Raw genomic sequence first — 26,753 nt, 5'->3', positions numbered from 1 at the left:
GGCGCGGCGATGATCCCGGCGGCCGCGCACGCCGCCTGCCCGCTCGAGCTCGCCGTCTATGGCGATCCTGAAAACGCCGCCGAGATCGATTTCAGGCCGACCGGCGAGTCGGCCGCCGTCACCAACAGCTTCAAGATGGTACTCGACAAGGGCGTCGTGCTCGACGGCATCGTCATGTGGACCGAGGGCGCGGCGCGGCCGCATGGCTCGCTGATGTACAAATGCCCGGCCGGCGACGTCACCGGCGACGAGCTCGCCGCCTGCACCGTGTGGGAGGGCGTCATCTACACTGCCGACGACCAGGGCGATATCACGTTGCTGCCGGGCGAAGGAAAGGATGCGCCGAAGAAGCTGATCTTGCCTGACTTGGGAGCGTCGTTGCAGATGTCGGCGGCCTATGGCGCCAACGGCTTTTCCAAGGTGCCCTGGGACGTCTTTGCCCTGAAGGGATGTCAGGAATGAGCGCGAGCGGAAAGATCCTGCTGGTGACCGGCGGCAGCCGCGGCATTGGCGCCGCTACATGCAGGCTTGCCGCCAGGGCCGGCTATCGCATTGCGGTCAATTACGCGTCGAATGCAAAAGCCGCCGAAACGGTGGTCGCCGACATCGAGGCTGCTGGCGGAGAAGCCTTCACAGTCAAGGCCGATGTCGGCAGCGAGACGGACGTATTGGCCATGTTCGAGGCTGTCGATGGCCGTTTCGGTCGGCTCGACGCGCTCGTCAACAATGCCGGCGTGGTCGACCAGAGCGCGCGCATCGACGAGCTTAGCGCTGCAAGGCTGGAGCGCATGATGCGCATCAATGTGATCGCGCCGATGCTTTGCGCCCGCGAGGCGGTGAAGCGGATGTCGACCAGGCATGGCGGCAAGGGTGGTGCCATCGCCAATGTTTCTTCGATCGCGGCAAGGCTTGGCGGGCCGGGTCAATATGTCGACTACGCCGCCTCCAAGGGCGCGGTCGATTCCTTCACCATCGGGCTTGCCCGCGAAGTGGCCGGCGAAGGCATTCGTGTCAACGCGGTCAGCCCGGGCATCATCGACACCGAAATTCATGCCTCCGGCGGGCAGCCGGATCGCGTCGAGAGAATGCGCAAGGTGGTGCCTATGCAGCGCGTCGGCACCGCCGAGGAAGTCGCAGCCGCAATTCTCTGGCTGCTGTCGGACGAGGCGTCCTACACAACCGGCGCCAATCTGGAAATCGGCGGCGGCCGCTAAAGCAAAAGGGGACAGTATCATGGCCTATGACGTCGTTATCATCGGATCGGGACCAGGCGGCTATGTCTGCGCCATCAAGGCGGCGCAGCTCGGTCTGAAGACGGCGGTGGTCGAAAAGAACCCGACCTTCGGCGGTACCTGCCTCAACATCGGCTGCATCCCGTCAAAGGCGCTGCTGCATGCGTCCGAGATGTTTGCCGAGGCCGGCCATTCCTTCGAGGCGCTCGGCGTCGAGATCGGCGCGCCCAAGCTCAACCTTGGGAAGATGATGGCACACAAGGATGCGACGGTGACGGCCAACGTCAATGGCGTCGCCTTCCTGTTCAAGAAGAACAAGATCGACAGTTTTCGTGGCACCGGCAAGGTGGTTGCGGCCGGCAAGGTGTCGGTGACCTCCGATGACGGCAAGGTCGAGGAGATCGAGACCAAGAACATCGTCATCGCCACCGGCTCCGACGTCGCCGGCATTCCCGGCGTCAAGGTCGATTTCGATGAGAAGGTGATCGTCTCGTCGACCGGCGCGCTGTCGCTGGACAAGGTGCCGGGCCATCTGGTGGTGGTCGGTGGTGGTGTCATCGGTCTGGAGCTCGGCTCGGTATGGGCGCGGCTCGGCGCCAAGGTCACCGTGGTCGAGTTCCTCGACACCATCCTGGGCGGCATGGATGGCGAGGTCTCCAAGCAGTTCCAGCGCCTGCTGTCGAAGCAGGGCTTTGAATTCAGGCTGGGCGCCAAGGTGACCGGCGTCGCCAAGGCCAAGAAGGGGGCGACGGTTACCTTCGAGCCGGTCAAGGGCGGAGCAGCCGAGACGATCGAGGCGGACGCGGTGCTGATTGCGACGGGACGACGGGCCTATTCGGACGCTCTCGGGCTGAAGGAGGCCGGCGTCGACGTCGACGAGCGCGGCCGGGTCAAGACCGACGGCCATCTCAGGACCAACGTGCCCGGCATCTACGCCATCGGCGATGTCATCGCCGGGCCGATGCTTGCCCACAAGGCCGAAGACGAGGGCGTGGCGGTGGCCGAGACCATCGCCGGCCAGGCCGGTCATGTGAACTATGACGTGATTCCGAGCGTCGTCTACACCACGCCGGAAATCGCCACGATCGGCAAGACCGAAGAAGAATTGAAGAAGGCCGGCATCGACTACAAGGCCGGAAAATTCCCGTTCAGCGCCAATGGCCGCGCGCGCGCCATGCTGCACACCGACGGCTTTGTGAAAATCCTGGCCGACAAGGCCAGCGACCGTGTACTCGGCGTCCACATCGTCGGCTTCGGCGCCGGCGAGATGATCCACGAGGCGGCCGTGCTGATGGAATTTGGCGGCTCGTCGGAAGACCTAGCCCGCACCTGTCACGCCCATCCGACAATGTCGGAAGCGGTAAAGGAGGCGGCATTGGCGACGTTCTTCAAGCCGATCCATATCTGAGCGGTTGAATCGCAGGCGACGGTGGCGATTGGCGAAATAGCCAATCTCCCCCAAGTGGCCCCAACTGGGGAGATGTCCGGCAGGACAGAGAGGGGCGCGAAGGATCACCACAGACGGCTTCCATTCTCAACCGCAGATGGATTTCAGGGTCTCCGCGATGTCGCTTCGCTCCTGCTCCGCGCTGGATGACGAAGATGAAGTTGGCCCATGGCTAATCGCAGCTCAGAGCATCGACGGCTGCTCCCCAAAAAAACGGCCCGCCTTTCAGCGGACCGTTCATATATTAAATCAGCAGTCTGATTACTGAGCCGGTGCCGGCGCTGGTGCTGGTGCCGGGGCTGGCGCAGGGGCCGGAGCCGGAGCCGGTGTTGCCGGGGCCGGAGCCGGAGCGGGTGTTGCCGGAGCTGGCGCAGGAGCCGGTTCGGCTGGTTTCATCGGCTCGGCCGGCGCTGGGGCCGGAGCTGGTGTGCTGGCTGCGGGCGGTTCGGCAGGCGCAGGTGCCTCGCTACGTCTTCCAAAAACATAATAGGCGACAATTGCCAGGATAACGACGACCAGGGCAATCAGCCAGCCGCTGCCGCCGCCGCTTGGCCGTGCGGAGCCCGGCGAGGTGAATGGGTCGTTCGGATTGGGTGTGTTCGCCATAAAAGTGTCCTCCGTGGATGAAAAACATCAAGTAATAGCCATCAACGTACAATCGTTGAATCGGTTTCACATTAGGCGTTGAAAACGCCGAAAACAGGGCAATTCTGATCCGGAATCGCTCGCAGGCATGCATTTCCACCGCAAAATGGGTTCGATCGAGCCAAACCGAACCTTTTTCGGTTTCTTGGCACGAAGCGCGGCTGATCCGCCGGCGCGCCACGCGTAAGGGCTGATCCCGCCTCGGCAATGATTCGGTGTGCAACTCCGCCGTGTCGTTCAGTTGACGGCGGTCACCGTATAGCCGGTCTTGCGGAAACCCTCGACCAAGCCTTGCGCTCCGGGAAGGTGCATGGCGCCGACCGCCATGAAGACATTGCCGTGGGCGAGGATCGGCGCTGCACGATCGACCATCACCTTGTTGCGGCTGGTGATCATGGTCTGCTCGAATTCGGCGTAACCCGATTGGTCGTCGACCTGTTCGGGGACGACAGCCCGAAACAGCGGTACATACATGCCAGTGTCGCCACGCCGGTAAAGCACGATCATGGTTTCGTTGACGTCGTTCACCTTGTCGCCAAGCTTCAGCGTATCGACCAGCCCCTTCAGGTGAAAGGCGATCGGCAGCGAAGCCATGGCGCGCAGCTGGTCGGCGATTGTCTCCAGCCCCTCGACCGATTTGCCCGAAGCCTCGGCGTCCTTGGCAAGCTTGACGTCGAGCACCGGCGCACCGCCAGCCTGGCGGGCTACTTCGCATGCAGGTAGCGCCACCATCGCCGACAGCAACCAGGGTTTCATCTTGGCGACGGTCGCTGGCGGGATGCCACGCGCATCGAGCGCCTTGTTGACCACCGCCGCATCCTCCGGCGACAGCAGCGACGAAAGCGTCGTCTTGTCGGTGAACATCATCAGATCCGGCTCTTTCAGCATTGCTGCCATCATCTTCTGCTTGTCGAGCACTTCGGTGGTCTCGATGATGACGGTGCCAGCCGCATCGAATGCCTTCTGTGCGGCGGGTGGCAGCGTGGTGACGCGCGGGTCGGTAACGTGCATGGTGCCGAACAGGAAGGACGGTTTTTCGCCCGATTTTTCGAGCTTCCACAGCAGGCCCTTGCCGTTCGGCGTCGCTGCCGCCTCCGCCTCGATCTTGCGGTAGGCAGCCGGGTCGTCCTTTTGCAGCGCGCTCAGCATATCGCTACCGGTGCAGGCCGAAGTCTCGGCGCGTGCCTTGCCCGCCGCGAGCAGCGCGACGATGAGGAAAGAGAGGAAAAACAGGGCGTTCAGCGCGACGAGCAGCTTCAGCGACACATGGGTCGCGCGGTCGGCGATGGCGATGAGGCGTTTCATGCTGCGGTTCTAGGTGCAAAAAGCGGCAAAACGGTTAACCGGCGCATCAAAATTGTTGCGAGATGGCCACCGACACATGCATCGATCACGCACGAGGATGAGCTGCTTCGTAAATCTCGAGCAGCCTGGCGGTGTCGACGCCGGTGTATATCTGGGTTGTCGACAGGCTGGCGTGGCCGAGCAACTCCTGGATGGTGCGCAGGTCGCCGCCGCGCCCTAGCAGATGCGTGGCGAAGGAATGGCGCAGCGCATGCGGCGTCGCCGTGTCGGGCAGGTTGAGCGCCGAGCGCAGCTTGGCCATGTCGCGCTGGACGATTGCCGGGTTGAGTGGGCCGCCGCGGGCACCGCGAAACAGCAGGCCCTTGGGATCGAGATGCCAAGGGCAGAGGCGGCGGTATTCGGCAATCGCCCGCAGCGCCACCGGCAGCACCGGCACCAGCCGGGTCTTGCCACCCTTGCCGGTGACGCGCAGCACGGTATCACCAGGTGAGGAAAGATCGGCGCTCGACAGGCCGAGCGCCTCGGAAATCCGCAAACCGGACCCATAGAGCAGGGTCAGCACGGCGGCGTTGCGCGCGGCAATCCACGGCTCCTCCGCCAGTTGGCCTTCCACCGAGACGACGTGTTTTGCATCGCTTGCGGTCAGCGGCTTGGGCAGCGATTTCGGCTGCCGCGGCGCGCGCAAGGCTGTCGCACCTGCCGCATTGGCGAGGCCGCGCCTTTCCAGGAAACGCAACAGCGAGCGGATGCCGGCCAGCCCGCGCCCGAGCGTACGGGCGCCGGCGCCCTCGGCACGGCGGGCAGCGAGAAAGCCGCGCAAATCGGCGGGGCGCAGATCGGCGATGTCGGAAATGCCGGGCGAGCCGCCGCAATGGCCGGTCAGGAAATGCAGGAACTGGCGTGTGTCGCGCTCATAAGCCTCGACGGTTTCGGGCGATAGCCGGCGTTCGCGCGCCAGCATCTTCAGCCAGGCCTCGCGCGCCGCCTGCAGGTCGGGTTTTGCCGATATGAGGAATTCCTGCATTGCACTCTTCCAGTTCCCCGCCATCTTCCGGCACGCGGGTTAGGAAGCGGTGAAGAGCGGCGTCATTGAAATGACGACGGGCTGGGGTTAGAGCAAAGCAAAGGATTTTCCGCAGATGAGCAAGCCGCAAAACCCCGTCCAGATGGCCGTGATCGGTGCCGCGCACGGCATCAAGGGCGAATTGCGCGTCAAGAGCTTTACCGGCGACCCGCTGGCGCTGGCCGATTACGGTCCCCTCTACGCCAGGGACGGCCGCGCCTTCCAGATCGTTGACATCAGGCCCGCCAACACCGTGGTGGTGGTGCGCTTCAAAGGCGTCAACGACCGCAATGCCGCCGAGGCGCTGGCCGGCACCGAATTGTTCGTCGATCGTTCGGTGTTGCCCGATGAGGGCGAAGAGGATGAATTCTACCATGCCGACCTCGTCGGACTGGAGGTCAAGGACGACACCGGTGCGGTCGTCGGCAAGGTCGTCGCCGTGCACAATTTCGGCGGCGGCGACATTCTCGACGTGACGCTGGCGGGGCGCAAGGGCGTGCTCATCCCGTTCACTCAGGCCGCCGTTCCGGAAGTGTCGATCGCCGGCGGCTTTGTCCGCGTTGATCCAGCCGCCGCAGGTTTGGTCGAGGATGAGGACGGCGAGCCTCCCGATGATAACAGCTTCGACCCCAGGGGCAGGCCGCGCGGGCCGAGGGACGCCGGAGGCAACCGGTGAGTTTTTCGGCTTCGGTGCTGACGCTCTATCCCGAGATGTTTCCCGGCGCGCTTGGCCTGTCGCTGGCCGGCCGCGCGCTCGAGACCGGCATTTGGTCGCTCGAAACGATCCAGATCCGCGACTTTGCCAGCGATCGTCACCGTACCGTCGATGACACGCCGGCCGGCGGCGGCGCCGGCATGGTGATGCGGGCAGACGTGCTGGCCAGCGCCATTGACCATGCCTCGCCGGCAGCCGATCCACGTCCGCGCCTGCTGATGAGCCCGCGCGGCAAGCCGCTGAACCAGGCACGCGTGCGCGAACTCGCCGCTGGGCCGGGTGCCGTGATCGTCTGCGGCCGCTTCGAAGGCGTCGACCAGCGGGTCATTGAGGCGCGCGGCCTCGAAGAAGTTTCGATCGGCGACTTCATCCTGTCCGGCGGCGAGCCGGCGGCACTCGTGCTGCTCGACGCCGTGGTGCGCCTGCTGCCCGGCGTCATGGGCAATGCGGTATCGGGCGAGGAAGAGAGCTTTGAAAACGGCCTGCTCGAACATCCGCATTACACACGGCCGCAGGAATTCGAGGGGCGGCCGATCCCCGAAGTGCTGATTTCGGGCAATCACAGGAAGATCGCGGCGTGGCGGCGGGCCGAAGCGGAGAGGCTGACGAAGGAGCGACGACCGGATCTTTCAGCCGCTCAGCCCTTATCGAAATAGTAGAAAGCCAGGAACAGGCCGACGGCGATGACGAAGCCGCGCACCGCGTTCTGCGGCACGCGCCTGGCGATCCAGACGCCGGCATAGCCGCCCAGCGCGCCACCCGGGATCATGATGATCGCCTGCAGCCAGGCAATGACGCCGCCCGAGACGAAGACGAGGATGGCAACCGCAGCGATGACTACGGCCAGCATGTTCTTCAGTGCGTTCAGCCGGTGATAGTCGCCGGACTGGGTGAGACCGAGCGTCGCCAGCATCATGACGCCCATGCCGGCGCCGAAGAAGCCGCCATAGACGGCGGTGGCGAACTGCGCCAGCGACCCGACCAGCGAACCTACCGCGGCCTCATGCCCCGGCTTGGGCGCCGGCTTCAGCCATGGCCCGGCAGCGAACAATGCGGTTGCCGCCAGCAGCAGCCACGGCACCAAGGCGCGGAACGACGGGTTGTCGAGCCCTAGAAGGATGAGCGCGCCAGACAGCGCACCGAGAGCCGAAATGAGGCTGAGCAGCAGTGCGCCACGCCAGAAATGCTTGATGTCGTGCCAATAGGCGAGCGTCGAGGTGATGTAGCCAGGAAATTGCGTCACCGACGATGTCGCATTGGCGACGATCGGCGGCAGGCCGGCCAGGGTCATGGCGCCAAAGGTTATGAACGTGCCGCCGCCGGCAACGGCATTGACCGCGCCTGATAGAAAGCCGGCGAGAAAGAGCAGGACCGCGTCCAAGATTGGCATGAGGGTGTCGTCGCTGGAGGAAAATGCTTATCTTCCGGCTTAGGAAGCTTGACGCGCGGGCGCAACCCCCTGGACCACAAGCGATCACGGGATTGCCACAGCGGCCTCAGCCAAAAAGAAACAGCGCCAAAAAAGAAACAGCGAAGGCGTGACAAAGCGCCGAAATAGCTGTATGTGCGCGCCGAACCGGAAGAAAATATGCCAAGAGCGATCTTCTGGCCCGTCAACAATGACGGTGTAGTCGCCCCTGCCCGATGTTCTCGAACAGAAGTTCTCGAACGAAGGGCATAGCCGAGCGGTCGATGCGACTGCAAGGCGAGTGTCGGACGCTCTGACTGTCGGAAGAACAAGAAGTGGATTATTGAGATGGACATCCTCCGTCAGCTCGAGGCCGAGCAGGCCGCCAAGATCGAAGCCAAGCGCAAGCTCCCCGAATTCCAGCCCGGCGATACCGTGCGCGTCCAGGTCCGTGTGACCGAAGGCACCCGCACCCGCGTCCAGGCCTATGAGGGCGTCGTCATCGCCCGCGCCGGCGCCGGCTTCCAGGAAAACTTCACCGTCCGCAAGATCTCCTACGGCGAAGGCGTGGAGCGGGTGTTCCCGGTCTATTCACCGATGGTCGAAGGCGTCGAGATCGTGCGCCGCGGCAAGGTGCGTCGCGCCAAGCTGTACTATTTGCGTGACCGTCGCGGCAAATCGGCCCGCATTTCGGAAAACACCGGCGTGCGCGCCCGCAAGCTGAACGACGAAGAGCGCGATGCGCTGAACGCCGAGAAGGCGCGCATCGAGGCCGAGAAAGTGGCCGCCGCCCAGGCGCTGGCCGCCGAGAAGGCCGCGCAGGACGCCGCCGAGAAAAAGGCCGCCGACGAGGCCGCCAAGGCCGCGGAAGCAGCTGCCGCCGAATAAGGCTCTTCAAGAACGTATTTTCGGAAAGGCGGCTTCGGCCGCCTTTTTGTTTCGCGAGGCGGATTCTATTTTGCCGGGCTGCATCGGCCGCAATCGATACGGATCGTTCCGTAATGCCGCCGTTGAAAGCATTGAAATCCATTTTCGTGCCGAACGCCGCATCGGAGCGGCTTGCAAGGCGCCGGCGGAAAGCTAAAGTCGGCGCCGGATTTCCTGCATGCCTCGGCCGATCGAGGCGGTTCAGTTCCTGGGGAGCATCGTCATGATCAATTCGAAACTGCTGCTGGCCGGCCTGCTGGCTTGCCTTCTCGTGCCTGTCGCGGCTCTGGCGCAGGCGCTGCCCGACCTCGGCGGCAAGAAAGTGGTGGTGGTGACCGAAAACGCCTATCCGCCGCTGCAGTTCATCGATGCCAAGACCGGCAAGCAGATCGGTTGGGAATATGACGCGATGAACGAGATCGCCAAACGGCTGAATTTCAAGGTCGAGTACCAGAATACCTCCTGGGACGCGATGATCCAGGCGGTTTCCGACAATCAGTACAACATCGGCATGACCGGCATCACCATCAAGGACGACCGCAAGCAGAAGGTCGATTTCTCCGATCCGTATATGCGCTCGGAACAGTTCATGCTGGTGCGCGGCGACGAGAAGCGCTTCACCGATGCAAAGACGTTCGCCGCCTTCAAGGACGGGCTGATCGGCGCGCAGGCCGGCACCACGCCCTTCTACACCGCCGTCTACAGCGTGCTCGACGGCAACGAGCAGAACCCGCGCATCAAGCTGTTCGAGACATTCGGCGCGACGGTGCAGGCGCTGAAGGCCGGCGACGTCGACGTCGTGCTCACCGACGGCACTGCCGGCAAGGGCTATATCGATGCGTCCAATGGCGGCCTTAAGCTGATCGGCGGCCCACTCGGCACCGAGGATTTCGGCTTCATCTTCCCCAAGGGCTCCGACCTGGTGAAGCCGGTCAACGCGGCAATCGCCGCGCTCAAGGCCGACGGTACGCTCGACGCGCTCAACAAGAAGTGGTTCCTTGATTACAAGATGGGGCAGTAGGCCCGCTTGTTGCGCGCATTTCATGACGATTGTGCGCGGGAACTCGCGCTGACTCTGCGCTCGTACACCCCCCTCTGTCCTGCCGGACATCTCCCCCTCAAGGGGGGAGATCGGATTTCGCATCGGCTTTCGCCAATTTTCAGTGTTGCAGAACGGGCCGCGAGGTCAAAGCTGCCGATCTCCCCCCTTGAGGGGGAGATGGCCGGCAGGCCAGAGGGGGGTGTGACAGAACGCTGCCTTCGTGACTCTGTTATCGGTACCGCTTGATGCCGTCGGCGCCTCTCGCCTCAGCCAAATCCGACTTCCCGTGGTGGCTTGCCGTGGCCGTGGCGATCGCCTTGGCCGCCGCCATCTTCATCGCTGCCAGCGACGTCTATGCCCAGGTCTTCGCAACCGTCGCCAAGGGCATCGGCGTCACCATCTTCGTCACGGTGGTCGCCTTCGCGCTGGCTTGCGCGATCGGCCTCGGCGTCGCGCTGATGGGCCTGTCGGGCTCACGCTGGCTCAGCCAGATCGCCCGCTTGTACGTCGAGATCATCCGCGGCGTGCCGATGCTGGTGCTGTTGTTCTGGATCGCCTTTGCCGGCGCGCCGGCCTTCGTCGCGGCATGGAACGCGCTGATGGCGCCGCTGCAAAGCGCCGGCCTCTTCGGTGAGCTGCTGGTACGCGACGTGTCGTTGCTTTGGCGCGCCGTCATGGCGCTGACCATCGGCTATTCGGCCTTCATCTCGGAGGTGTTCCGCGCCGGTATCCAGGCGGTCGAGAAGGGGCAGATCGAAGCGGCCAAGGCGCTCGGGCTGACGCGCACCCAGCGCTTCCGGCTGGTCATCTTTCCGCAGGCGATCCGCACTATCCTGCCGCCGCTCGGCAATGATTTCGTCGCCATGGTCAAGGATTCCTCGCTGGTCTCGGTGCTCGGCGTCGCCGACATCACCCAGATGGGCAAGATCTACGCCGCCGGCTCGTTCCGCTTCTTCGAAACCTATTCGATCGTCGCCTATATCTATCTCATCCTGACCGTCGGCCTGTCGTTGGCCTTGCGGGCGCTGGAGAAGCGGCTGCGCCACCAGCATGGGGAATAGAAGGCAGGCGAAAACGGCGCTACCATCGAGCGGACGCGACCGGGGAGGACCCATGATCATCGACAAGGCCAATGCGGCGCTGGAAGCGGTCTATACGGCCGACACGCCCGAGACGCTCGCCAAGGCCTATGCGCAATGGGCCGCGACCTATGACGGCGAAACCGCGGCGCTCGGCTATCTCCTGCCGTTCCTGATCACCGCCTGGGTGGCGCGCCATGTGCCGCCGGGCGAAGGGCCGCTGCTCGACGCCGGTTGCGGCACCGGCCTGTCGGGGCCGTCGCTCAAGGCACTCGGCTACCACGATATTGCCGGGCTCGACCTGTCGCAGGACATGCTGAAAATCGCCGGCAGCCGGCAGGTCTACAGCGAGCTGAAACAGGCGATGCTCGGCGGGCCATTGCCTTGGGCGGACGGGTATTTCCGCGCCTTTTTCTCGACCGGCGTGTTCACCATCAGCCACGCACCGGCGTCGGGCCTGCATGAACTGGTACGCATCACCAGGACGGGCGGCCACGCCATCTTCACGGTCCGCGACCAGGTTTTTGAAAGCGGCGGGTTTCAAGCCGTGTTTGGCGAACTGGAGCAGGCGAAAAAATGGCGGCCGGTCGAGGAGAGCCCGTGGTTCCGCTGCTACGCAATCGCCGAGCCCGACGCGCTGGTGAAGACGTTTGTGTTCGAGGTGCTGTGAAGCGCCTGCGAAGGCCGCCACGATTGCTGAAAAGCCAAAACATTGATATGAGCAGCGCCATGGAAGAGCTTTTTGGCGATCCGGCCTATAAGGGTTTCGTGCTGCAGGACAGAAAACGCCTGCCGTCGCGATTTTCCGCGCGCGTCTGCGGGGCGCTGACCAGCCGACTTAGCTAGGGCAGACTCGCCAGGCTGTTTCGCCGGTCCGACCGGCGTCGTTTTCCCTTTTTAAATCGACGGATTTAAGCAATGAGCGCACCGCGCACCCTCTACGACAAGATTTTCGACGACCATGTCGTCGACCGCCAGGACGACGGCACCTGCCTGCTCTATATCGACCGCCATCTGGTCCACGAAGTCACCAGCCCGCAGGCTTTCGAAGGCCTGCGCATGACCGGCCGCAAGGTTCGGCATCCGGAAAAGACGCTGGCCGTGGTCGACCACAATGTGTCGACCTCGCCCGAGCGCAAGTTCGGCATCAAGAACGAGGAAAGCCGCATCCAGGTCGAGGCGCTGGCCAAGAACGCCAAGGATTTCGGTATCGAATATTATTCCGAGAAGGATATCCGCCAGGGCATCGTCCACATCATCGGTCCCGAGCAAGGCTTTACGCTGCCCGGCATGACCATCGTCTGCGGCGACAGCCACACCTCGACGCATGGCGCGTTCGGGGCGCTGGCGCATGGCATCGGCACCTCGGAAGTCGAGCATGTGCTGGCGACGCAGACGCTGATTCAGCGCAAGGCCAAGAACATGCTGGTGCGCGTCGACGGCGCACTGCCGGAAGGCGTCACCGCCAAGGACATCATCCTTGCCATCATCGGCGAGATCGGCACGGCCGGCGGCACCGGCTATGTCATCGAATATGCCGGCGAGGCAATCCGTGCGCTGTCGATGGAAGGCCGCATGACGATCTGCAACATGTCGATCGAAGCCGGCGCGCGCGCCGGCCTGATCGCGCCCGACGAGACCACCTTCGCCTATGTCAAGGACAAGCCGCGCGCCCCCAAGGGCGAAGCCTGGGACGCCGCGCTCGCCTACTGGAAGACGCTGCAGTCCGACGAAGGCGCGCATTTCAACAAGGTGGTCGTGCTCGACGCGGCAAAGCTGCCGCCGATCGTCTCCTGGGGCTCCTCGCCCGAGGACGTGGTCTCGGTGCAAGGCATCGTGCCGAACCCGGACGACATCACTGATGAGAACAAGCGCACCTCCAAGCAGCGCGCACTCGACTATATGGGCCTGAAGCCGGGCACCAAGATCACCGATATCGAACTCGATCGCGTCTTCATCGGCTCCTGCACCAATGGCCGCATCGAGGATCTGCGCGCCGCCGCCAAGGTGATCGAGGGCAGACAAGTCAATCCGCGGGTCAGTGCGATGATCGTGCCGGGCTCCGGCCTGGTCAAGGAACAGGCAGAGGCCGAAGGCCTCGACAAGATCTTTGTCGCCGCCGGCTTTGACTGGCGTGAGCCGGGCTGCTCGATGTGCCTTGCCATGAACGACGACCGGCTGAAGCCGCATGAGCGCTGCGCCTCGACCTCGAATCGCAATTTCGAGGGGCGCCAAGGCTTCAAGGGCCGGACCCATCTGGTGTCGCCGGCAATGGCCGCGGCGGCGGCGATCGCCGGCCATTTCGTCGACATCCGCGAGTGGAAATAGGGCAGGCGCGCGCAGTCGGATATGAGGAGCCCGAGGCGCAATGCGGTTCGGGCATTCTTCAGTCGGGCCGCCTGACAAATTCGTGGAATCCCTCACGGCGGCCGGGTTGGTCCTTTGCGACGACCAGCGCCAGTTGGCGCTCGTCGAAGAGTTTGAACCATTCATCCCATTCGACCAGTTCGTAGCCGCCGGCATTGACCGGGCGTTCGGCCTCATCCTGGTCCTGATAGGCATGCTGGCCGAAGACCAGCCTCAGCATGGGCTGCGTTCCGGCTTCGGGCGACACGTCGACGATCGCCGGAAAGCCGGCGCGTGCCGCGGCCCATGAGCGAATTGCATCGTGATCGGTCAGCATGATCGTGTCGGCCATCGGAGCGTCTCCTGGTTGCCGTCGTGAAACGCCGCTCGCCGTTCGCGGTTCCGCTCAGCGGCTTTGTCGACGCACCTGTCGTATATTCGCTTTCGCTTAACCGCTTGTTTGGGCTTCCGCTCTAAGGTCCTCCAAGGGGAAGCGAGGGGAAATTACAGCGCTTGGACACCGGCCTGCTCATAGCGCTGCTCAATCCAGGCATCGCCCTCACACTCGGCGCGGCATTTCTCGTGCTGTGGTTCTATCAGCGCCACCGTCCCTATCTGGCTGTGCTGGCGGCGGGCTACTCGGCCTCGGCCGCAGGCTTCCTGCTCCAGTATTTCACGCTGCCGGTCGGCATGGCGCCGACCAAGCTCATCTCGATCCTGTGCTTCACCTTCGCCACCTGCTGTCTCGCGGGCGCGGTCATTGCGCGCTATGGGCGGCGCGTGCCTTACCCGGCGGTCGGCATTCTGGCCTGCGGCGGCCTGGCCGCGTTCTCGTGGTTTCTTTTTGCCCGGCCGGATCTCACCTGGCGCATCCTTGCCATCAATTTCAGCTTCGGCGGCATCAGCCTGGTTGTCGCCGCCGAGTTGCGCGTGGTGCGCAACAACGGCCCGACAGAAATGATCCTGTTCGTGCTGTCGCTGCTTTCCGGCCTGAACTTCCTGGGGCGGACGCTTGCCGTCGTCATCGCGCATGGGCCGTTCACCAGCTATGAAGGGCTTTACTCCTCGTCCTACTGGACGACGGCGCTGCTGTCGCATGCATTGCTGTCGCTGCTCATCGCGCTTTGCCTGTTCGGCGCCGCCGCGCTCGATGTGATGAAGGCTCTGAAGACCGAAACCCTGACAGACCCGCTGTCGGGCCTGCTCAACCGCCGCGGGTTCGAGGAGCGCGCCACGCTGGTCCTGCAGCACTGTGCCACGGCGCGATTGCCGGTTGCGCTGGTGCTGTCCGATCTCGATCATTTCAAGGCGCTGAACGACCAGCATGGCCACGCAGCCGGGGATCGCGTCATCGCCGACTTCGCTGCCAAGCTTCTGTGGGCTGCAGGTACGCGCGGCGTTGCCGGCCGTATCGGCGGCGAAGAGTTCGCCGTGCTGTTGCCGCTCAGCGACCTTGGCGCGGCAAGACTGTTTGCCGAAGCCATTCGCACGGTCTATTCGGCGGGCAGAATCGACGGACTTCCGCCCGACACAAGAGTGACCGCGAGCTTCGGCGTGGCCGCCCGCACCAGCGACGAAGGGCTGGACCCGCTGATGCGCCGCGCCGACGAAGCGCTCTACAAAGCCAAAAGGAGTGGCCGCGACAGCGTATACCTGTCCTATCAGCGGCCTGAAACGGTCGTCCTTCCCAATCGGACCAGTGCTGGCTGAGCGTCAGCGGCGGCTTCGAATTAACGTCTTTTTCGCGCGTTGGTGATTTGCTGTTCGGGGGGAGTGCCAAAACGCCATGGGCAGCGCTAATTTCATCCTGATGATCAACCTGTTCGTTGCAGGGCTGCTGGCGGCGGCCTTCATGACGATCGCGGTCTATGACGCCGGCCGGGTGTCGGCACGCTGGCTGGCGTTCGGCTATGTGCTCGGCACGGCTTATTTCGCGATCGAGTTCAGCATTCCTGCCTTCGACAATGCGCGCCCCGTGGTTGTCGCCGCCTTTGCCGCCTTCCTTGGCGCTACCGTCGCCTTCAATGGCGGGCTTGCCCATAAATACCGCGTTTCGCCGCCTTGGCCGCCGATGCTGTTCTTCCTGGTCTTCGCCACCCTCGCGGTCTACTTCGTGCAGGACCTGCCACGCCAATCCTTTGTGCGAATGGCGGCCTACCAGCTTCCCTATGCGGTCATGCAGTTCACCGGGCTGGCGATCGTCTTGTCGTCCAGGCAAAGACGCGAGCGGCTCGACTATATGCTGATGGCTGTCCTGGCGGCCAGCACCTTGCAGTTCGCCAGCAAACCCTTCATCGCCCATGCGCTTGGTGGCTGGGGCGCCAACCCGCAATCTTATGCGCAGACCAGCTATGCGTTGGTGTCGCAGTCGGTCGGCACCGTGTTCGGCCTGGCGCTTGCGCTGGTGACATTGGCTATCCTGGTCCGCGACGTGCTCGCCGAGGCGACGTCGAAATCGGAAACCGACACGCTTTCGCGGCTGCTCAACCGTGGCGGCTTCGAGCGCCATGCCGAGATCGCACTGCGTGACGCCATGCGGCGCGCCGTTCCAGCGGCACTGGTGATTGCCGATCTCGACCATTTCAAGCGCATCAACGATACTTACGGCCACGCGTCGGGCGATCGGGTCATCGAGAGCTTTGCCGGTTTTCTCCGCGATGCCGCGGCCGACCATCATGTCGCCGGCCGCATCGGCGGCGAGGAATTCGCGATTTTCCTGCCCGGGACCAATCTAGCCGCCGCCCGGCTCTTTGCCGAGGGTACGCGGAGCGCCTTCGGTGCCACGCCGATCGACTGCCTGCCCGCGGATCACCGCTGCAGCGCCAGCTTCGGCGTTGCCGAGCTTGGTCCGGGCGAAAGCTTTTCCGACCTGTTGCGGCGCGCCGACAAAGCGCTCTATCAGGCGAAGGGCAGCGGTCGCGATTGCGTGCGTGTCTCGGTGGGGCCGGCTGTTGCCCTGCCGGCGCCGTCAACCAAGGGCGGCGTGGCCGTCAGCGGCAGGGGCTGAGCTCCGGCATTTCGCCGTCGGAGAGGCCGTACATATAGCTGCGGCCCTTGACGAAAACCGGCGGCCTATAGTAGTCGCCGCCGCGGACATCGTCCGATTCGTTTTCGTAGATCACGTCGGGCTGGCCGGCGCTGGTGTAGTCGGACAATTCCTTGGCCAGCTTGCCCTCGCCAACGAGGATACGCTTGTAGCCGGCGGCGCTGTCGATGACGAGATTGCCGAAGGAATCGGCATAGACGCGGTCATGATGGCGCGTCCCGGCGAATGCCGGTGCGACGACGCCGACGGCGAGCGCCGCCAATAGGAACCAGGGAAGGCGCGATCCTGCTGAATTCGAATGCATGGCGTGCTACTCCATTGCTGAGAGGCAAGCCTCCTCGAATCAGAAATTAACCTTTTATTAACCTTTGTTAAGAGGGCAACCGCAGCAGGGGCGAGGTCTCGGAAAATATGGTTAATGCCCGATCGCCCACCGGCCATCATTCGGCCATGCCTTGTTCCCACCATCCCCAGCATCGGGCGCGACTCAAAAAGCATGAAATCCGGTGGCTTGCCGGAGCATCGCGGCGGGCTCGATGCGCGGGGAAAGCAGCATGAGATTACGCCGCACGTTTCGGATGGCGCTGGCCATTCCGCCGCTGCTGGCTGCAGCCGCCTGCGCGCCGCAGACCAGCGCGCCCAAGCTCGGCAACACGGCCGCCGCTTCCGTGTCGCTTGCTCCGGCTGCTAGCGAACCGACGGCACCGCAGCCGCGCACAGCTACTTACAACTGCGCCGACGGCAGCGTGATGACCATCGAGAATCTCGGCACGTCGGTGCGCGTCCTCGGCCAGAACGGCGCCAGCGCCGAGCTGCCGGCCTCACCGGCCAATCAGACCAGCCGTTACGGCGAGGCGCATGACGCAATCGTGATCGATGGGCGTGAGGCGCTGGTGATGAAGGGCGGTGCACCACCGCTGGCCTGCAAGCGCTGATCCGCCCCTTGCGCCAGCCATATTTTGCAGTGCGGCGACATTGTGCCGGCGCAAGGCGACAGCCCTAATCGATTGAAGCTGAAAGCCTGGCTTTCATCAGACTAAATTACGTTTTCGAAACGGTTTTCCGGCTTTGACGCGGTGCAAAAAGAGCATTAGAAACCGGCTGTCTGAAGTCGCAACCGGAAGCGGTAATGCCGCATTCCCACCTGAGGCTCCAGAGACGCCGAACTGGGGGAGCCATGAGCAAATCACCAGCCACCCGCGAATTTGCCAGGCATGAACGGCCGCTTTCGCCGCATCTGACCGTCTATCGGCCGCCGATCACCATGACGATGTCGATCGTCCACCGCATCACCGGCGGGGCGCTCTATTTCGGCACGCTGCTGGTCGCGCTGTGGCTGATGGCGGCGGCGAGCTCGGAGGCGACCTTCAACGCCGTAAACTGGGCCTTCGGCTCGTGGCTGGGACGGCTGGTGCTGTTCGGCTACAGCTGGGCGCTGATGCACCACATGCTGGGCGGCGTGCGCCATCTTATCTGGGACACTGGGGCAGGGCTGGAAAAGCATACGGCATCGAGGATCGCCTGGGCGACGCTTGCCGGCTCGGTCACGCTGACGCTGCTGATCTGGATCGCCGGCTACATGGCGCGGGGAGCCTGACATGAACGGCAAGAACACCGACATGCGCACGCCGCTGGCCAAGGTCCGCGGCCTCGGTTCCTCCCGCGAGGGCACCGGCCATTTCTGGCGCCAGCGGCTGACGGCGATCTCCAATATCCCGCTGGTCCTGTTCTTCGTCGGCTTCCTGATCGCACTCAACGGCGCCAGCTATCTCGAGGTGCGCGCCGCACTTGCCAATCCGTTCGTTGCACTGGTGCTGGCGCTGGTGCTGTTGTCGGTGCTCTACCACATGCGGCTCGGCATGCAGGCGATCATCGAAGACTATGTGCATGGCGAAGGCACCAGGCTGGCGCTGCTCGCCCTCAACACATTCTTTCCCGTAGTCGTCGGCGTCGCTTCGGTCTTCGCCCTGCTTAAACTGGCATTTGGAGGCTGATTTTTTGGCCAAGGACGCGAAGAACGCCAACACGGCTTCCGCCTATAGCTATGTCGATCACAAATTCGACGTCGTGGTCGTCGGCGCCGGCGGCGCCGGCCTGCGCGCCGCGCTCGGCATGGCCGAGCAGGGCCTGCGCACCGCCTGCATCACCAAAGTGTTCCCGACGCGCTCGCATACGGTTGCGGCGCAGGGCGGCATCGCCGCCTCGCTCGCCAATATGGGGCCCGACAACTGGCAGTGGCATCTCTTCGACACCGTCAAAGGCTCAGATTGGCTGGGCGACACCGACGCTCAAGAATACATGGTGCGCGAAGCGCCGGCGGCGGTCTACGAGCTCGAGCACTACGGCGTTCCCTTCAGCCGCACCGAGGACGGGAAAATCTACCAGCGGCCGTTCGGCGGCATGATGATGAATTTCGGCGAGGGGCCGCCGGTGCAGCGCACCTGTGCGGCCGCCGACCGCACAGGCCACGCCATGCTGCACACGCTCTACGGCCAGTCGCTGAAGCACAATGCGCAGTTCTTCATCGAGTATTTCGCGCTCGACCTGATCATGGAGCCGGACGGCACCTGCACCGGCGTCGTCGCCTGGAACCTCGACGACGGCACCATCCACCGCTTTTCGGCCAAGATGGTGGTGCTGGCGACCGGCGGCTATGGCCGCGCCTATTTCTCGGCCACCTCGGCGCATACCTGCACCGGCGATGGCGGCGGCATGGCCGCACGCGCAAGCCTGCCGCTGCAGGATATGGAGTTCGTGCAGTTCCACCCGACCGGCATATACGGCGCCGGCTGCCTGATCACCGAGGGCGCGCGCGGCGAGGGCGGCTATCTCGTCAATTCCGAGGGCGAGCGCTTCATGGAGCGCTACGCGCCGTCAGCCAAGGATCTGGCTTCGCGCGACGTGGTCTCGCGCTGCATGACGCTGGAAATCCGCGAGGGCCGCGGCGTCGGCCCCAAGAAGGATCACATTTTCCTGCATCTCGACCATCTCGACCCGGCCGTTCTGCACGAGAGGCTTCCGGGTATTTCGGAATCGGCAAAGATCTTTGCCGGCGTCGACCTGACCAAGGAGCCGATCCCGGTGCTGCCGACGGTCCACTACAATATGGGCGGTGTGCCGACCAATTACTGGGGCGAGGTGCTGAACCCGACGGCGTCGAATCCGGACCAGGTGTCGCCCGGGCTGATGGCGGTCGGCGAAGCCGGCTGCGCCTCGGTGCACGGTGCTAACCGGCTGGGCTCCAACTCGCTGATCGACCTGGTGGTGTTCGGCCGTGCGGCGGCAATCCGGGCCGGCCAGGTGATCGACCGCACATCGGCGATCCCTTCGCCCAACGAGGCTGCCGTCGAAAAGATCATGGACCGCTTCGACCGGCTGCGTCACGCCAACGGCTCGACGCCGACAGCGGTTTTGCGCGAAAAGATGCAGAAGGCGATGCAGGAGGACGCGGCGGTGTTCCGCACCCAGGACTCGCTGGAAAGCGGCTGCAGGCGCATTTCGCAGATCTGGGGTGAACTCGGCGACGTCAAGGTGTTTGACCGCTCGATGATCTGGAACTCCGACCTGGTCGAGACGCTGGAGCTGGAAAACCTGATGGCCAACGCCATCACCACCGTCTACGGCGCCGAGGCGCGCAAGGAAAGCCGCGGCGCGCACGCGCGGGAGGACTTTTCGGCGCGCGACGACGCCAACTGGCGCAAGCATACGCTGGCCCGGCTCAACGAGGCCGGCGAGGTGGCGCTCACCTACCGGCCGGTGCACACCGAAACGCTGCTTAGGGAAGCAGACGGCGGCATCAACCCGGCCAAGATCGCGCCGAAGGCCAGGGTGTATTGAGATGAGGCTGCTGGCGGTTGCGGGATATTCCGGCACGCCCCTTCCGGCCAAGCTCGGCCTGAAGGACGGGATGATTGCCGCTTTCGTCGCCTTGCCGGCCGAACTCGAGGATTTGACCGAAGCCGTGGATTTTGCCGAGCTCGACCGGCTGGCCAACTGGTCGGCGATTTCGGGCGTTCATGAGAAATACGATGCCGTACATGCTTTCACCCGGCAGCGTATCGAGATCGAGGACCGTCTAGGCGACGTCGAAGCGGCGATCAAGCGGGACGGCATGGTCTGGGTGTCATGGCCGAAGAAGGCATCGAAAGTGCCGACCGACGTCACCGAGGACGTTATCCGCACAGAGGCGCTGAAGCTCGACCTCGTCGACGTCAAGGTCGCCGCCGTGAACGAGATCTGGTCCGGGCTGAAGCTCGTCATCCGAAAGGACCTGAGGTAATGGTCGAACTCACGCTTCCGAAAAACTCGAAGATCATGGCCGGAAAAACCTGGCCGAAGCCGGAGGGCGCGACCAATCTGCGCGAATACCGCATCTACCGCTGGTCGCCGGACGATGACGAGAACCCGCGCATGGATACGTATTTCGTCGACATGGACGATTGCGGGCCGATGGTGCTCGACGCGCTGCTCTGGATCAAGAACAAGATCGATCCGACGCTGACGCTGCGCCGCTCCTGCCGCGAGGGCATCTGCGGCTCCTGCGCCATGAACATCGACGGTTCGAACACGCTGGCCTGCACCAAGGGCTGCGACGACATTTCCGGCGCGATCAAGGTCTATCCGCTGCCGCACATGGCCGTGGTCAAGGACCTGGTGCCCGACCTCACCACTTTCTACGCACAGCACGCCTCGATCGAGCCGTGGCTGAAGACGGTGTCGCCCGAGCCGGCCAAGGAATGGCTGCAGAGCCATGAGGATCGCGAAAAGCTCGACGGGCTCTACGAGTGCATCTTGTGCGCCTGCTGCTCGACCTCCTGCCCGAGCTACTGGTGGAACGGCGAGCGCTATCTCGGCCCGGCGACGCTGCTGCAGGCCTATCGCTGGCTGATCGATTCCAGGGACGAGGCGACGGGCGAGCGGCTCGACAATCTCGAAGACCCGTTCCGGCTCTATCGCTGCCACACCATCATGAACTGCGCCCAAACCTGCCCCAAGGGGCTCAACCCGGCGAAGGCGATCGCCGAGATCAAGAAGATGATGGTGGAACGGCGGGTATAGGCGGCGGGCGGATCATCTCGTCGGCAGTGATCCTTCGCGCCCCCCTCTGTCCTGCCGGACATCTCCCCCTCAAGGGGGTGTTTGGACCGGAGACATCGCGAACAGGTGTGCGAGGACATCGCGAACAGTTTGGCGCGCTTTGCGCCGGGAGGTTCGGGGTGCCATTCGAGGACACGAGCGCGATGTCTCCGGTCCAAACAGGGGGGAGATTAGCAGCTTGGAGGACAGCGCCCTTTCTGCAGCCTTGAAAAGTGGCGAAGCGGTGATGACAGCCAATCTCCCCACTAGAGGGGGAGATGTCCGGCAGGACAGAGGGGGCGCTGTCCCGCCGAGTTCGAAAGGATAGCAAACTTATGACCGATTCCGACCTTCCCATCCTCTCTCCCATCGAAGCCCGCGTGCTCGGCTGCCTGATCGAGAAGAAGGAGCTGACGCCGGACGTCTATCCGCTGACGCTCAACGCGGCACATGCGGCGGCCAACCAGAAGACGGCGCGCGAGCCGGTAATGTCGGTCGAGCTTGCCGAGGTCAGGCGGGCGCTTGGCCAGCTCGAGCAGAAGGGCCTCATCAGGCAGGTGTTCGCGTCGCGCGTCGAGCGCTACGAGCATATCGTGGCGCAGCGCTTTTCCCTGACCTCGGCGCAGATCGCGCTGCTCGGCCTGTTGCTGCTGCGCGGCCCGCAGACGGCCTATGAATTGCTGGCGCGAAGCGAGCGCATGGCGCGGCTGCCGTCGATCGACGAGCTTCGCGGCAATCTCGATCTGCTGATCGGCCGCCGGCCACCGCTGGTGCAGCAGATCGATCGCGGCCCAGGCCAGCGCGAGGATCGCTACGTCCATCTGCTCAGCGGGCCGCCGCAGCTGTCGGCTGCCGCAGCACCCCTGCAGTCGTCCTCGCCGGCGTCGGATATGGAAATGCGCGTGCGGGCCCTCGAGGAGGAGGTCGCGGCATTGCGCGCCCGCCTCGACGCGCTCGTTGGCGAAAAAAGCCAATAATCATTCGAGAGGGGGCGCGAAGGATCGCCCGCTTTTCGCAGACCAGCTCTCACCCGAGCCTGGCGTCGAGCGATACTTTGATGGCGCCGAGCGCTTTCGAGACCGGGCATTCGGCCTTGGCCTTCTCGGCCAATTCCTTGAACTTGGCGGCATCAATGCCCGGTACCTTGCCGACCAGCGTGATCGCGCTGCCGGTGATGCCGGTGCCGGGGACCAGCGTTACCACGGCCTTGGCGTCGAGCTCGGCAGCCGGGGTGCCGTTCTCGGCGAGAAAATGCGAAAGCTGCATGGCGTAGCAGCCGGCATGGGCGGCGGCGATCAGCTCTTCCGGGTTGGTGCCGGATTTGCCGCTCTCGTCCTCGAAACGCATCTTGGCGGAATAGGGCGTGCCCTTCAGCGTCCCGCTCTGTGTATCGAGCGTGCCCTTGCCTTCCTTGAAACTGCCTTTCCAAACGGCGTTGGCGGTGCGGTCCATCAATTCCTCCTTGATTGTCGTGGCTGAGCCCGTGATCGGCATCCAGTCGACTATAGCGCGCGCGGGAGCGAAGGCCACCCACGCTTTCGTATCGGCGGCGGCGTGACACATCATGTCGAGCGAAAAAAATTCGAAAAAAATATGCGTGCAAAAATGTCGACTTCCATCTGTCCCGGCCGTCCTGCGGGCGGCCATGGACTTGGTGGCCGGATGGAGGACCACATGAACAATCTGTTTTCTGCTCACTGGACAAGCACCGGCCACAGGGCCGGTGAACAACAAGCCGACTGGTCGCGCCTGCAGCCTTCCGGCTTCGGCCGACTGCTTGCGGCGATTGCCATCATTGGGATTGCGGTATCTCTTCTCGACTATGCTGCGGCCGGTCTCGATTCTGCGGCAGGCAAGGGCTCCGCGGAGATTTCCGTAGCCTCGTCTTCGGCTTCAAGCCAGGAATGGAGATAAAAATGAAGTATGTTTGCCTGGTCTATGGTGAAGAAAAAGATCTCTACGCAATGACCCCCGAGAGGCTGGCCAAGCTCGACGCCGATTCGATGGCCCATGACCGGTCATTGGACCAACGCGGGATGCTGATCATCGCGCAGGCGCTGCAATCGGTGAAAACGTCGAAAACCGTTCGCAGGCGCAAGGGCAAGCGGCTGGTCACCGACGGCCCCTTCGCCGAAACCAAGGAGCAGTTGCTCGGTTTCGTCATGATCGAGGCCGAGAGCCTCGATGAGGCGCTGGAGATCGCGGGCGAGATTCCGCTGGCCGAAATCGGCACGATCGAGGTGCGGGCGATCTACAAGGTGCCCGGGTCATAGAGATGTCTCGATAAGTTCCTCCACGGAGCGGTGGCGACCAACGACTGGCATGGGCTTTCGTTTTCTTCGCCGGACGCAACTTTTGCGTGTTGAAGCGAAGCAATACTTCTCCTATCGTCGCCGAGATCGGGGGATTTCGGGGCATGCATATATTGATTGCAGCAATCGGCCTGCTCGGAGCAGCGGGTTTCTGGTGGTACCGGCTGAAGATCATGAACGACGCGGCGCGTGAGGTTGCCGACGTGGTTGGCCGCGTGCAGGGCAACGTCCGCCGCAAGAAACTGCGCAAGCAGGCGGCGCTCTCGCCGCTGACGGCGATCGACGACCCGGTCGTCGCCGCCGCGACGCTGATCACCGCCATCGTTTCCGAACATGGTCCTGTGCTGCCGCAACGCGAAGCTGCCATTCGATCGGTGATCTCGGAGATTGCCGACAAAAAACAGACCGATGAAGCGGTGATCTACGCCAAATGGGCGGCATCGCAAATCGACGACGCCACGGTCGTAATCGACAAGCTGGCACCGTTCCTGCGCGAACGGCTCGACGCGGCCGAAAGGAGCGATCTGCTGCGGATGGTCAGCCGTGCGGCGGAAGCCGGCGGACAAAACCTGCAGATTCCCGACCAGCGCATGCTGCGGCTGCGCCAGAAGCTGGGCTTCGAGGTCAACTAAGTCCCCTGATACGAAATTCGGCAGACCGCATGGCGATTAAGCCGAGACGCCTGATCGCTTCGTCATCCTGGGTCTTCTCTCCGCTTCGCGTCGCTACGCCCAGGGATGACGAAGTTGGGGAAGCTTCAGGGCCTGTTTAGATCGCCTCGCCCTTCAACAGTTTCGGCGTGTCGCCGGACAGACCCGACGCCTGGCGGATGAAAAACCCCTTCAGCCGGGGCATGCGCTCGACGAGGCCGAGGCCGATGTCGCGCAAAGTGCGCAGCGGGCCGAAATCGTTGGAAAACATCCGGTTCAGCACATCGGTGGTGATGCCCATCTGCACCGTGTCGAAACGCCGCCATTGCTGGTAGCGCTCGAGCACGTCGAGCGCGCCGATGTCCTGGCCGAGCCGGTCAGCCTCGACCACCACTTCGGCCAGCGCCGCCACGTCCTTGAAGCCGAGATTGAGACCCTGGCCGGCGATCGGGTGGATGCCGTGGGCGGCGTCGCCGGCCAAGGCGATGCGCGGCGCGACGAAGGCGCGCGCAATGATCAGCCCTAGCGGCCAGGCACGCGGCTTGTCGGCGAGATGGATTTCGCCGAGTTTCAGGCCAAAGCGCTGCTCGAGCTCATATTCCAGGACCAGCGTGTCGCCACTGACCAGTTTCTCGGCATCCTGCGACCGTTCGACCCAGACGATCGACGAGCGGTTGGTGCCGTCCTTGCCCGGCTTGAGCGGCAGCGTGGCAAACGGGCCTGCGGGGAGGAAATGCTCTTCGGCGCGGCCGTTGTGCGGCCGCTCGTGCGCCACCGTGCAGACGATGCCGGACTGGCCATACTCCCATTTCACCGTCTTGATGCCGGCCATGTCGCGCAGCTTCGAATTGACGCCGTCGGCGGCAACCAGCAGCCGCGCCTTCAGCGTCGCGCCGTCGGCAAGATGCACGGTGATGCCGGCGCCGTTGATGTCGAAGCCGCTGACGGCGACGCCTTCGATGATGCCGATGCCGAGTTGTTCGGCGCGCCGGCGCAAGGCGCCGTTCAAATCCTTGTTGGCGACCATATGCGCAAAGGGTTCGCCGGGCGCGACCTCGCCGTCGAAGGTGAGGAACACCGGGCGGACCGGATCGGATGTGCGCGAATCGGTGACGATCATTTCGGTGATCGCCTGCGCCCCCGGCGCGATCTCGTTCCAGACGCCGAGCTGGTCGAGCATGCGGCACGCGGCGGCGGCAATCGCCGAGGCGCGGCCGTCCTTCTGCCAGACCCTGGCGGGTGCTGCATCGACGACGGCGACGGCGAGGCTCGGCCGCGCCTGCTTCAGCGACACGGCGGCGGCCAGGCCGACATAACCGGCGCCGGCGACCAGAACGTCGAGCGAATTCTTGCTGTCGAGCATGGCAATTCCTTTCGCAGCCTGACTGTCGCCGGGCATTCCGCCCTTGACTGCCCGCTGTTCCTGTCGGAAACCGCCATGGTAATTTTGCGGCGAGGTCAAGATGACGGCAGCCATGGACGAGCTTCTCGGCATTCTCGACCTCGAGCAGCTGGAACACAACCTGTATCGTGGTCGCAGCCCCAAGCTCGATTGGCAGCGCATCTTCGGCGGCCAGACCATCGCCCAGGCGCTGGTCGCCGCGCAGCGAACGGTCGAGCCCGAGCGCCACGTGCATTCGCTGCATGGCTATTTCATGCGGCCGGGCGACACCAAGGTGCCTATCATCTACGAGGTCGACCGCATCCGTGACGGCGGCTCCTTCACCACGCGCCGCGTCGTGGCGATCCAGCACGGCCAGGCGATCTTTTCGCTGGAAGCCTCGTTCCAGCAGGATGAGGTCGGCCTGGAACATCAGGTGCCGATGCCGCAGGACGTGCCGGCGCCCGACACGTTGCTGTCGCAGCGCGAATTGCTGTGCAAGTTCGGCGAAGCCGTGCCCGACGGCATCAAGCGCTATTGGGAGCGCGACCGGCCGATCGAGATGAAGCCGGTGATGCTGAAGCATTATACCAGCCGGGAAAAGCTCGAGCCGAAGCAGAACATCTGGATCCGCACCACCGGCCCGGTGCCGGCCGACCGCGCCACGCAGGCGGCCGTGCTCGCTTACCTCTCGGATATGACGTTGCTCGACACCTCGACCTTTGCTCATGGCCGCGCTATTTTCGATCGTGATATCCAGGCAGCCAGCCTCGACCACGCCATGTGGTTCCACCGCAACCATCCGCTCGACGACTGGATGCTGTACACGCAAGACAGCCCGTCGACGCAAGGATCGCGTGGCTTTACCCGCGGCTCGCTGTTTGCCCGCGACGGCACCTTGATCGCCTCGGTTGCCCAAGAAGGACTCATCCGGCTGAAGCGGCCGCCTGCGGAGTAGGCATTTTTCGAAATTTGCCTATTTTTTAAGCATATGCACTGCCGCGCCTGTGAACAGGCAGCTGCCAGACCTTCTCGATTTCGTTGTTTAACAACAGCTTAACACCCTGCTTCGGCAATTG

The 26,753-nt window shown here is 63.8% G+C and carries 31 protein-coding genes; 24 read left to right on the top strand and 7 right to left on the bottom strand.

The genetic code is table 11. The features are described 5' to 3' along the window. Positions 1-9 precede the first annotated feature (9 nt). The 3 genes from NKH28_RS11025 to lpdA are packed head-to-tail and all read left to right on the top strand — an operon-like array spanning position 10 to position 2,640. Positions 10-462 (top strand): hypothetical protein, encoded by a 453-nt coding sequence (locus NKH28_RS11025; RefSeq protein WP_352615520.1) that lies wholly within the window; start codon positions 10-12, stop codon positions 460-462. After that, on the top strand, positions 459-1,214 hold the full coding sequence (locus NKH28_RS11020; RefSeq protein ID WP_352615455.1) for an SDR family oxidoreductase: 756 nt from the start codon (positions 459-461) through the stop codon (positions 1,212-1,214). Before NKH28_RS11025 ends, NKH28_RS11020 begins: the two co-directional genes overlap by 4 nt. A gap of 19 nt (positions 1,215-1,233) precedes the next feature. After that, positions 1,234-2,640: a dihydrolipoyl dehydrogenase gene (gene lpdA / locus NKH28_RS11015; RefSeq protein ID WP_352767376.1), complete on the top strand. Its 1,407-nt coding sequence runs from the start codon at positions 1,234-1,236 to the stop codon at positions 2,638-2,640. Between the two features lie 921 nt (positions 2,641-3,561). On the opposite strand, the gene NKH28_RS11010 is transcribed toward lpdA, so the two are convergent. Together NKH28_RS11010 and NKH28_RS11005 are read right to left on the bottom strand one after the other, a co-directional pair. Next, positions 3,562-4,629, bottom strand: coding sequence for a TraB/GumN family protein (locus NKH28_RS11010; protein WP_352767378.1), 1,068 nt, complete (start codon positions 4,627-4,629; stop codon positions 3,562-3,564). Between the two features lie 85 nt (positions 4,630-4,714). Continuing rightward, positions 4,715-5,653, bottom strand: coding sequence for a tyrosine recombinase XerC (locus NKH28_RS11005; RefSeq protein ID WP_352470801.1), 939 nt, complete (start codon positions 5,651-5,653; stop codon positions 4,715-4,717). Positions 5,654-5,768: 115 nt separating this feature from the next. Here NKH28_RS11005 and rimM point away from each other — a divergent pair, with 115 nt between their 5' ends. Together rimM and trmD are read left to right on the top strand one after the other, a co-directional pair. Beyond that, positions 5,769-6,368 (top strand): ribosome maturation factor RimM, encoded by a 600-nt coding sequence (rimM, locus tag NKH28_RS11000; RefSeq protein WP_352978854.1) that lies wholly within the window; start codon positions 5,769-5,771, stop codon positions 6,366-6,368. Next, positions 6,365-7,063: a tRNA (guanosine(37)-N1)-methyltransferase TrmD gene (gene trmD, locus NKH28_RS10995; protein WP_352470799.1), complete on the top strand. Its 699-nt coding sequence runs from the start codon at positions 6,365-6,367 to the stop codon at positions 7,061-7,063. Before rimM ends, trmD begins: the two co-directional genes overlap by 4 nt. Here trmD and NKH28_RS10990 read toward each other — a convergent pair. After that, on the bottom strand, positions 7,045-7,797 hold the full coding sequence (locus tag NKH28_RS10990; protein WP_352500810.1) for a sulfite exporter TauE/SafE family protein: 753 nt from the start codon (positions 7,795-7,797) through the stop codon (positions 7,045-7,047). The genes trmD and NKH28_RS10990 overlap by 19 nt on opposite strands. Positions 7,798-8,163: 366 nt before the next feature. Here NKH28_RS10990 and rplS point away from each other — a divergent pair, with 366 nt between their 5' ends. The 6 genes from rplS (at position 8,164) to leuC (ending at position 13,191) form a co-directional block, all read left to right on the top strand. Continuing rightward, the gene (rplS, locus tag NKH28_RS10985) at positions 8,164-8,703 is read left to right on the top strand and encodes a 50S ribosomal protein L19 (protein ID WP_254817835.1); all 540 of its coding nucleotides are present in this window, start codon (positions 8,164-8,166) and stop codon (positions 8,701-8,703) included. A gap of 46 nt (positions 8,704-8,749) precedes the next feature. Further along, positions 8,750-8,899: a hypothetical protein gene (locus tag NKH28_RS10980; protein ID WP_352978852.1), complete on the top strand. Its 150-nt coding sequence runs from the start codon at positions 8,750-8,752 to the stop codon at positions 8,897-8,899. 66 nt (positions 8,900-8,965) lie between these two features. Beyond that, complete coding sequence (locus tag NKH28_RS10975; protein WP_352978850.1) at positions 8,966-9,763, top strand: transporter substrate-binding domain-containing protein; 798 nt, start codon at positions 8,966-8,968, stop codon at positions 9,761-9,763. A gap of 266 nt (positions 9,764-10,029) precedes the next feature. Next, a complete protein-coding gene (locus NKH28_RS10970) occupies positions 10,030-10,845 on the top strand; it encodes an amino acid ABC transporter permease (RefSeq protein WP_352470797.1) in 816 nt (271 codons plus the stop codon). A 52-nt stretch (positions 10,846-10,897) separates the two neighbouring features. Then, the gene (locus NKH28_RS10965) at positions 10,898-11,533 is read left to right on the top strand and encodes a class I SAM-dependent DNA methyltransferase (protein WP_352978848.1); all 636 of its coding nucleotides are present in this window, start codon (positions 10,898-10,900) and stop codon (positions 11,531-11,533) included. A 248-nt stretch (positions 11,534-11,781) separates the two neighbouring features. Beyond that, positions 11,782-13,191 (top strand): 3-isopropylmalate dehydratase large subunit, encoded by a 1,410-nt coding sequence (leuC, locus tag NKH28_RS10960; protein WP_352470795.1) that lies wholly within the window; start codon positions 11,782-11,784, stop codon positions 13,189-13,191. 58 nt (positions 13,192-13,249) lie between these two features. On the opposite strand, the gene NKH28_RS10955 is transcribed toward leuC, so the two are convergent. Beyond that, entirely contained in the window at positions 13,250-13,561 is a 312-nt protein-coding gene (locus NKH28_RS10955; RefSeq protein WP_023679773.1) for a hypothetical protein, read from the bottom strand. A gap of 161 nt (positions 13,562-13,722) precedes the next feature. On the opposite strand from NKH28_RS10955, the gene NKH28_RS10950 reads away from it, so the two are divergent. Next, positions 13,723-14,919: a GGDEF domain-containing protein gene (locus NKH28_RS10950; protein WP_352978846.1), complete on the top strand. Its 1,197-nt coding sequence runs from the start codon at positions 13,723-13,725 to the stop codon at positions 14,917-14,919. Positions 14,920-14,995: 76 nt separating this feature from the next. Next, positions 14,996-16,216, top strand: a complete 1,221-nt coding sequence (locus NKH28_RS10945) for a GGDEF domain-containing protein (protein WP_352978844.1) — start codon at positions 14,996-14,998, stop codon at positions 16,214-16,216. Here the strand turns inward: NKH28_RS10945 and NKH28_RS10940 are convergent. After that, positions 16,200-16,559: a hypothetical protein gene (locus NKH28_RS10940; protein WP_352978842.1), complete on the bottom strand. Its 360-nt coding sequence runs from the start codon at positions 16,557-16,559 to the stop codon at positions 16,200-16,202. The genes NKH28_RS10945 and NKH28_RS10940 overlap by 17 nt on opposite strands. A 250-nt stretch (positions 16,560-16,809) precedes the next feature. Here NKH28_RS10940 and NKH28_RS10935 point away from each other — a divergent pair, with 250 nt between their 5' ends. From NKH28_RS10935 to NKH28_RS10905, 7 genes are all read left to right on the top strand, one after another. Then, complete coding sequence (locus tag NKH28_RS10935; protein WP_352470792.1) at positions 16,810-17,190, top strand: hypothetical protein; 381 nt, start codon at positions 16,810-16,812, stop codon at positions 17,188-17,190. 242 nt (positions 17,191-17,432) lie between these two features. Next, positions 17,433-17,852 carry a succinate dehydrogenase, cytochrome b556 subunit gene (gene sdhC, locus NKH28_RS10930; RefSeq protein ID WP_352978840.1) on the top strand — a complete coding sequence of 140 codons (420 nt, stop codon included), beginning with the start codon at positions 17,433-17,435 and terminating at the stop codon, positions 17,850-17,852. A gap of 1 nt (position 17,853) precedes the next feature. Next, on the top strand, positions 17,854-18,249 hold the full coding sequence (sdhD, locus tag NKH28_RS10925) for a succinate dehydrogenase, hydrophobic membrane anchor protein (RefSeq protein ID WP_352978838.1): 396 nt from the start codon (positions 17,854-17,856) through the stop codon (positions 18,247-18,249). Positions 18,250-18,253: 4 nt separating this feature from the next. Beyond that, positions 18,254-20,092 (top strand): succinate dehydrogenase flavoprotein subunit, encoded by a 1,839-nt coding sequence (gene sdhA / locus NKH28_RS10920; protein WP_352978836.1) that lies wholly within the window; start codon positions 18,254-18,256, stop codon positions 20,090-20,092. Position 20,093: 1 nt separating this feature from the next. Continuing rightward, on the top strand, positions 20,094-20,534 hold the full coding sequence (locus tag NKH28_RS10915; RefSeq protein WP_352685320.1) for a DUF3052 family protein: 441 nt from the start codon (positions 20,094-20,096) through the stop codon (positions 20,532-20,534). Then, positions 20,534-21,313: a succinate dehydrogenase iron-sulfur subunit gene (locus NKH28_RS10910; RefSeq protein WP_352978834.1), complete on the top strand. Its 780-nt coding sequence runs from the start codon at positions 20,534-20,536 to the stop codon at positions 21,311-21,313. Before NKH28_RS10915 ends, NKH28_RS10910 begins: the two co-directional genes overlap by 1 nt. A gap of 353 nt (positions 21,314-21,666) precedes the next feature. Then, complete coding sequence (locus NKH28_RS10905) at positions 21,667-22,308, top strand: YceH family protein (protein WP_352978832.1); 642 nt, start codon at positions 21,667-21,669, stop codon at positions 22,306-22,308. 49 nt (positions 22,309-22,357) lie between these two features. Here the strand turns inward: NKH28_RS10905 and NKH28_RS10900 are convergent, their stop codons facing one another. Beyond that, a complete protein-coding gene (locus tag NKH28_RS10900) occupies positions 22,358-22,783 on the bottom strand; it encodes an OsmC family protein (RefSeq protein ID WP_031212702.1) in 426 nt (141 codons plus the stop codon). A gap of 222 nt (positions 22,784-23,005) precedes the next feature. On the opposite strand from NKH28_RS10900, the gene NKH28_RS10895 reads away from it, so the two are divergent. The 3 genes from NKH28_RS10895 (at position 23,006) to NKH28_RS10885 (ending at position 24,275) form a co-directional block, all read left to right on the top strand. Continuing rightward, positions 23,006-23,245: a hypothetical protein gene (locus NKH28_RS10895; protein WP_352450153.1), complete on the top strand. Its 240-nt coding sequence runs from the start codon at positions 23,006-23,008 to the stop codon at positions 23,243-23,245. Positions 23,246-23,247: 2 nt separating this feature from the next. Further along, positions 23,248-23,604: a YciI family protein gene (locus NKH28_RS10890; RefSeq protein WP_352450152.1), complete on the top strand. Its 357-nt coding sequence runs from the start codon at positions 23,248-23,250 to the stop codon at positions 23,602-23,604. Positions 23,605-23,747: 143 nt separating this feature from the next. Then, positions 23,748-24,275 carry a hypothetical protein gene (locus NKH28_RS10885; RefSeq protein ID WP_352978831.1) on the top strand — a complete coding sequence of 176 codons (528 nt, stop codon included), beginning with the start codon at positions 23,748-23,750 and terminating at the stop codon, positions 24,273-24,275. 136 nt (positions 24,276-24,411) lie between these two features. Here the strand turns inward: NKH28_RS10885 and NKH28_RS10880 are convergent, their stop codons facing one another. Continuing rightward, on the bottom strand, positions 24,412-25,656 hold the full coding sequence (locus NKH28_RS10880) for a ubiquinone biosynthesis hydroxylase (protein WP_352978942.1): 1,245 nt from the start codon (positions 25,654-25,656) through the stop codon (positions 24,412-24,414). A gap of 100 nt (positions 25,657-25,756) precedes the next feature. Between NKH28_RS10880 and tesB the strand changes: the two genes are divergently transcribed. Then, on the top strand, positions 25,757-26,632 hold the full coding sequence (gene tesB, locus NKH28_RS10875; RefSeq protein ID WP_352978829.1) for an acyl-CoA thioesterase II: 876 nt from the start codon (positions 25,757-25,759) through the stop codon (positions 26,630-26,632). Positions 26,633-26,753: the final 121 nt, after the last annotated feature.

Source organism: Mesorhizobium sp. M1227 (assembly GCF_040318315.1).
Taxonomy (GTDB): domain Bacteria; phylum Pseudomonadota; class Alphaproteobacteria; order Rhizobiales; family Rhizobiaceae; genus Mesorhizobium.
This window is presented reverse-complemented; position numbering and strand designations above follow the sequence as displayed.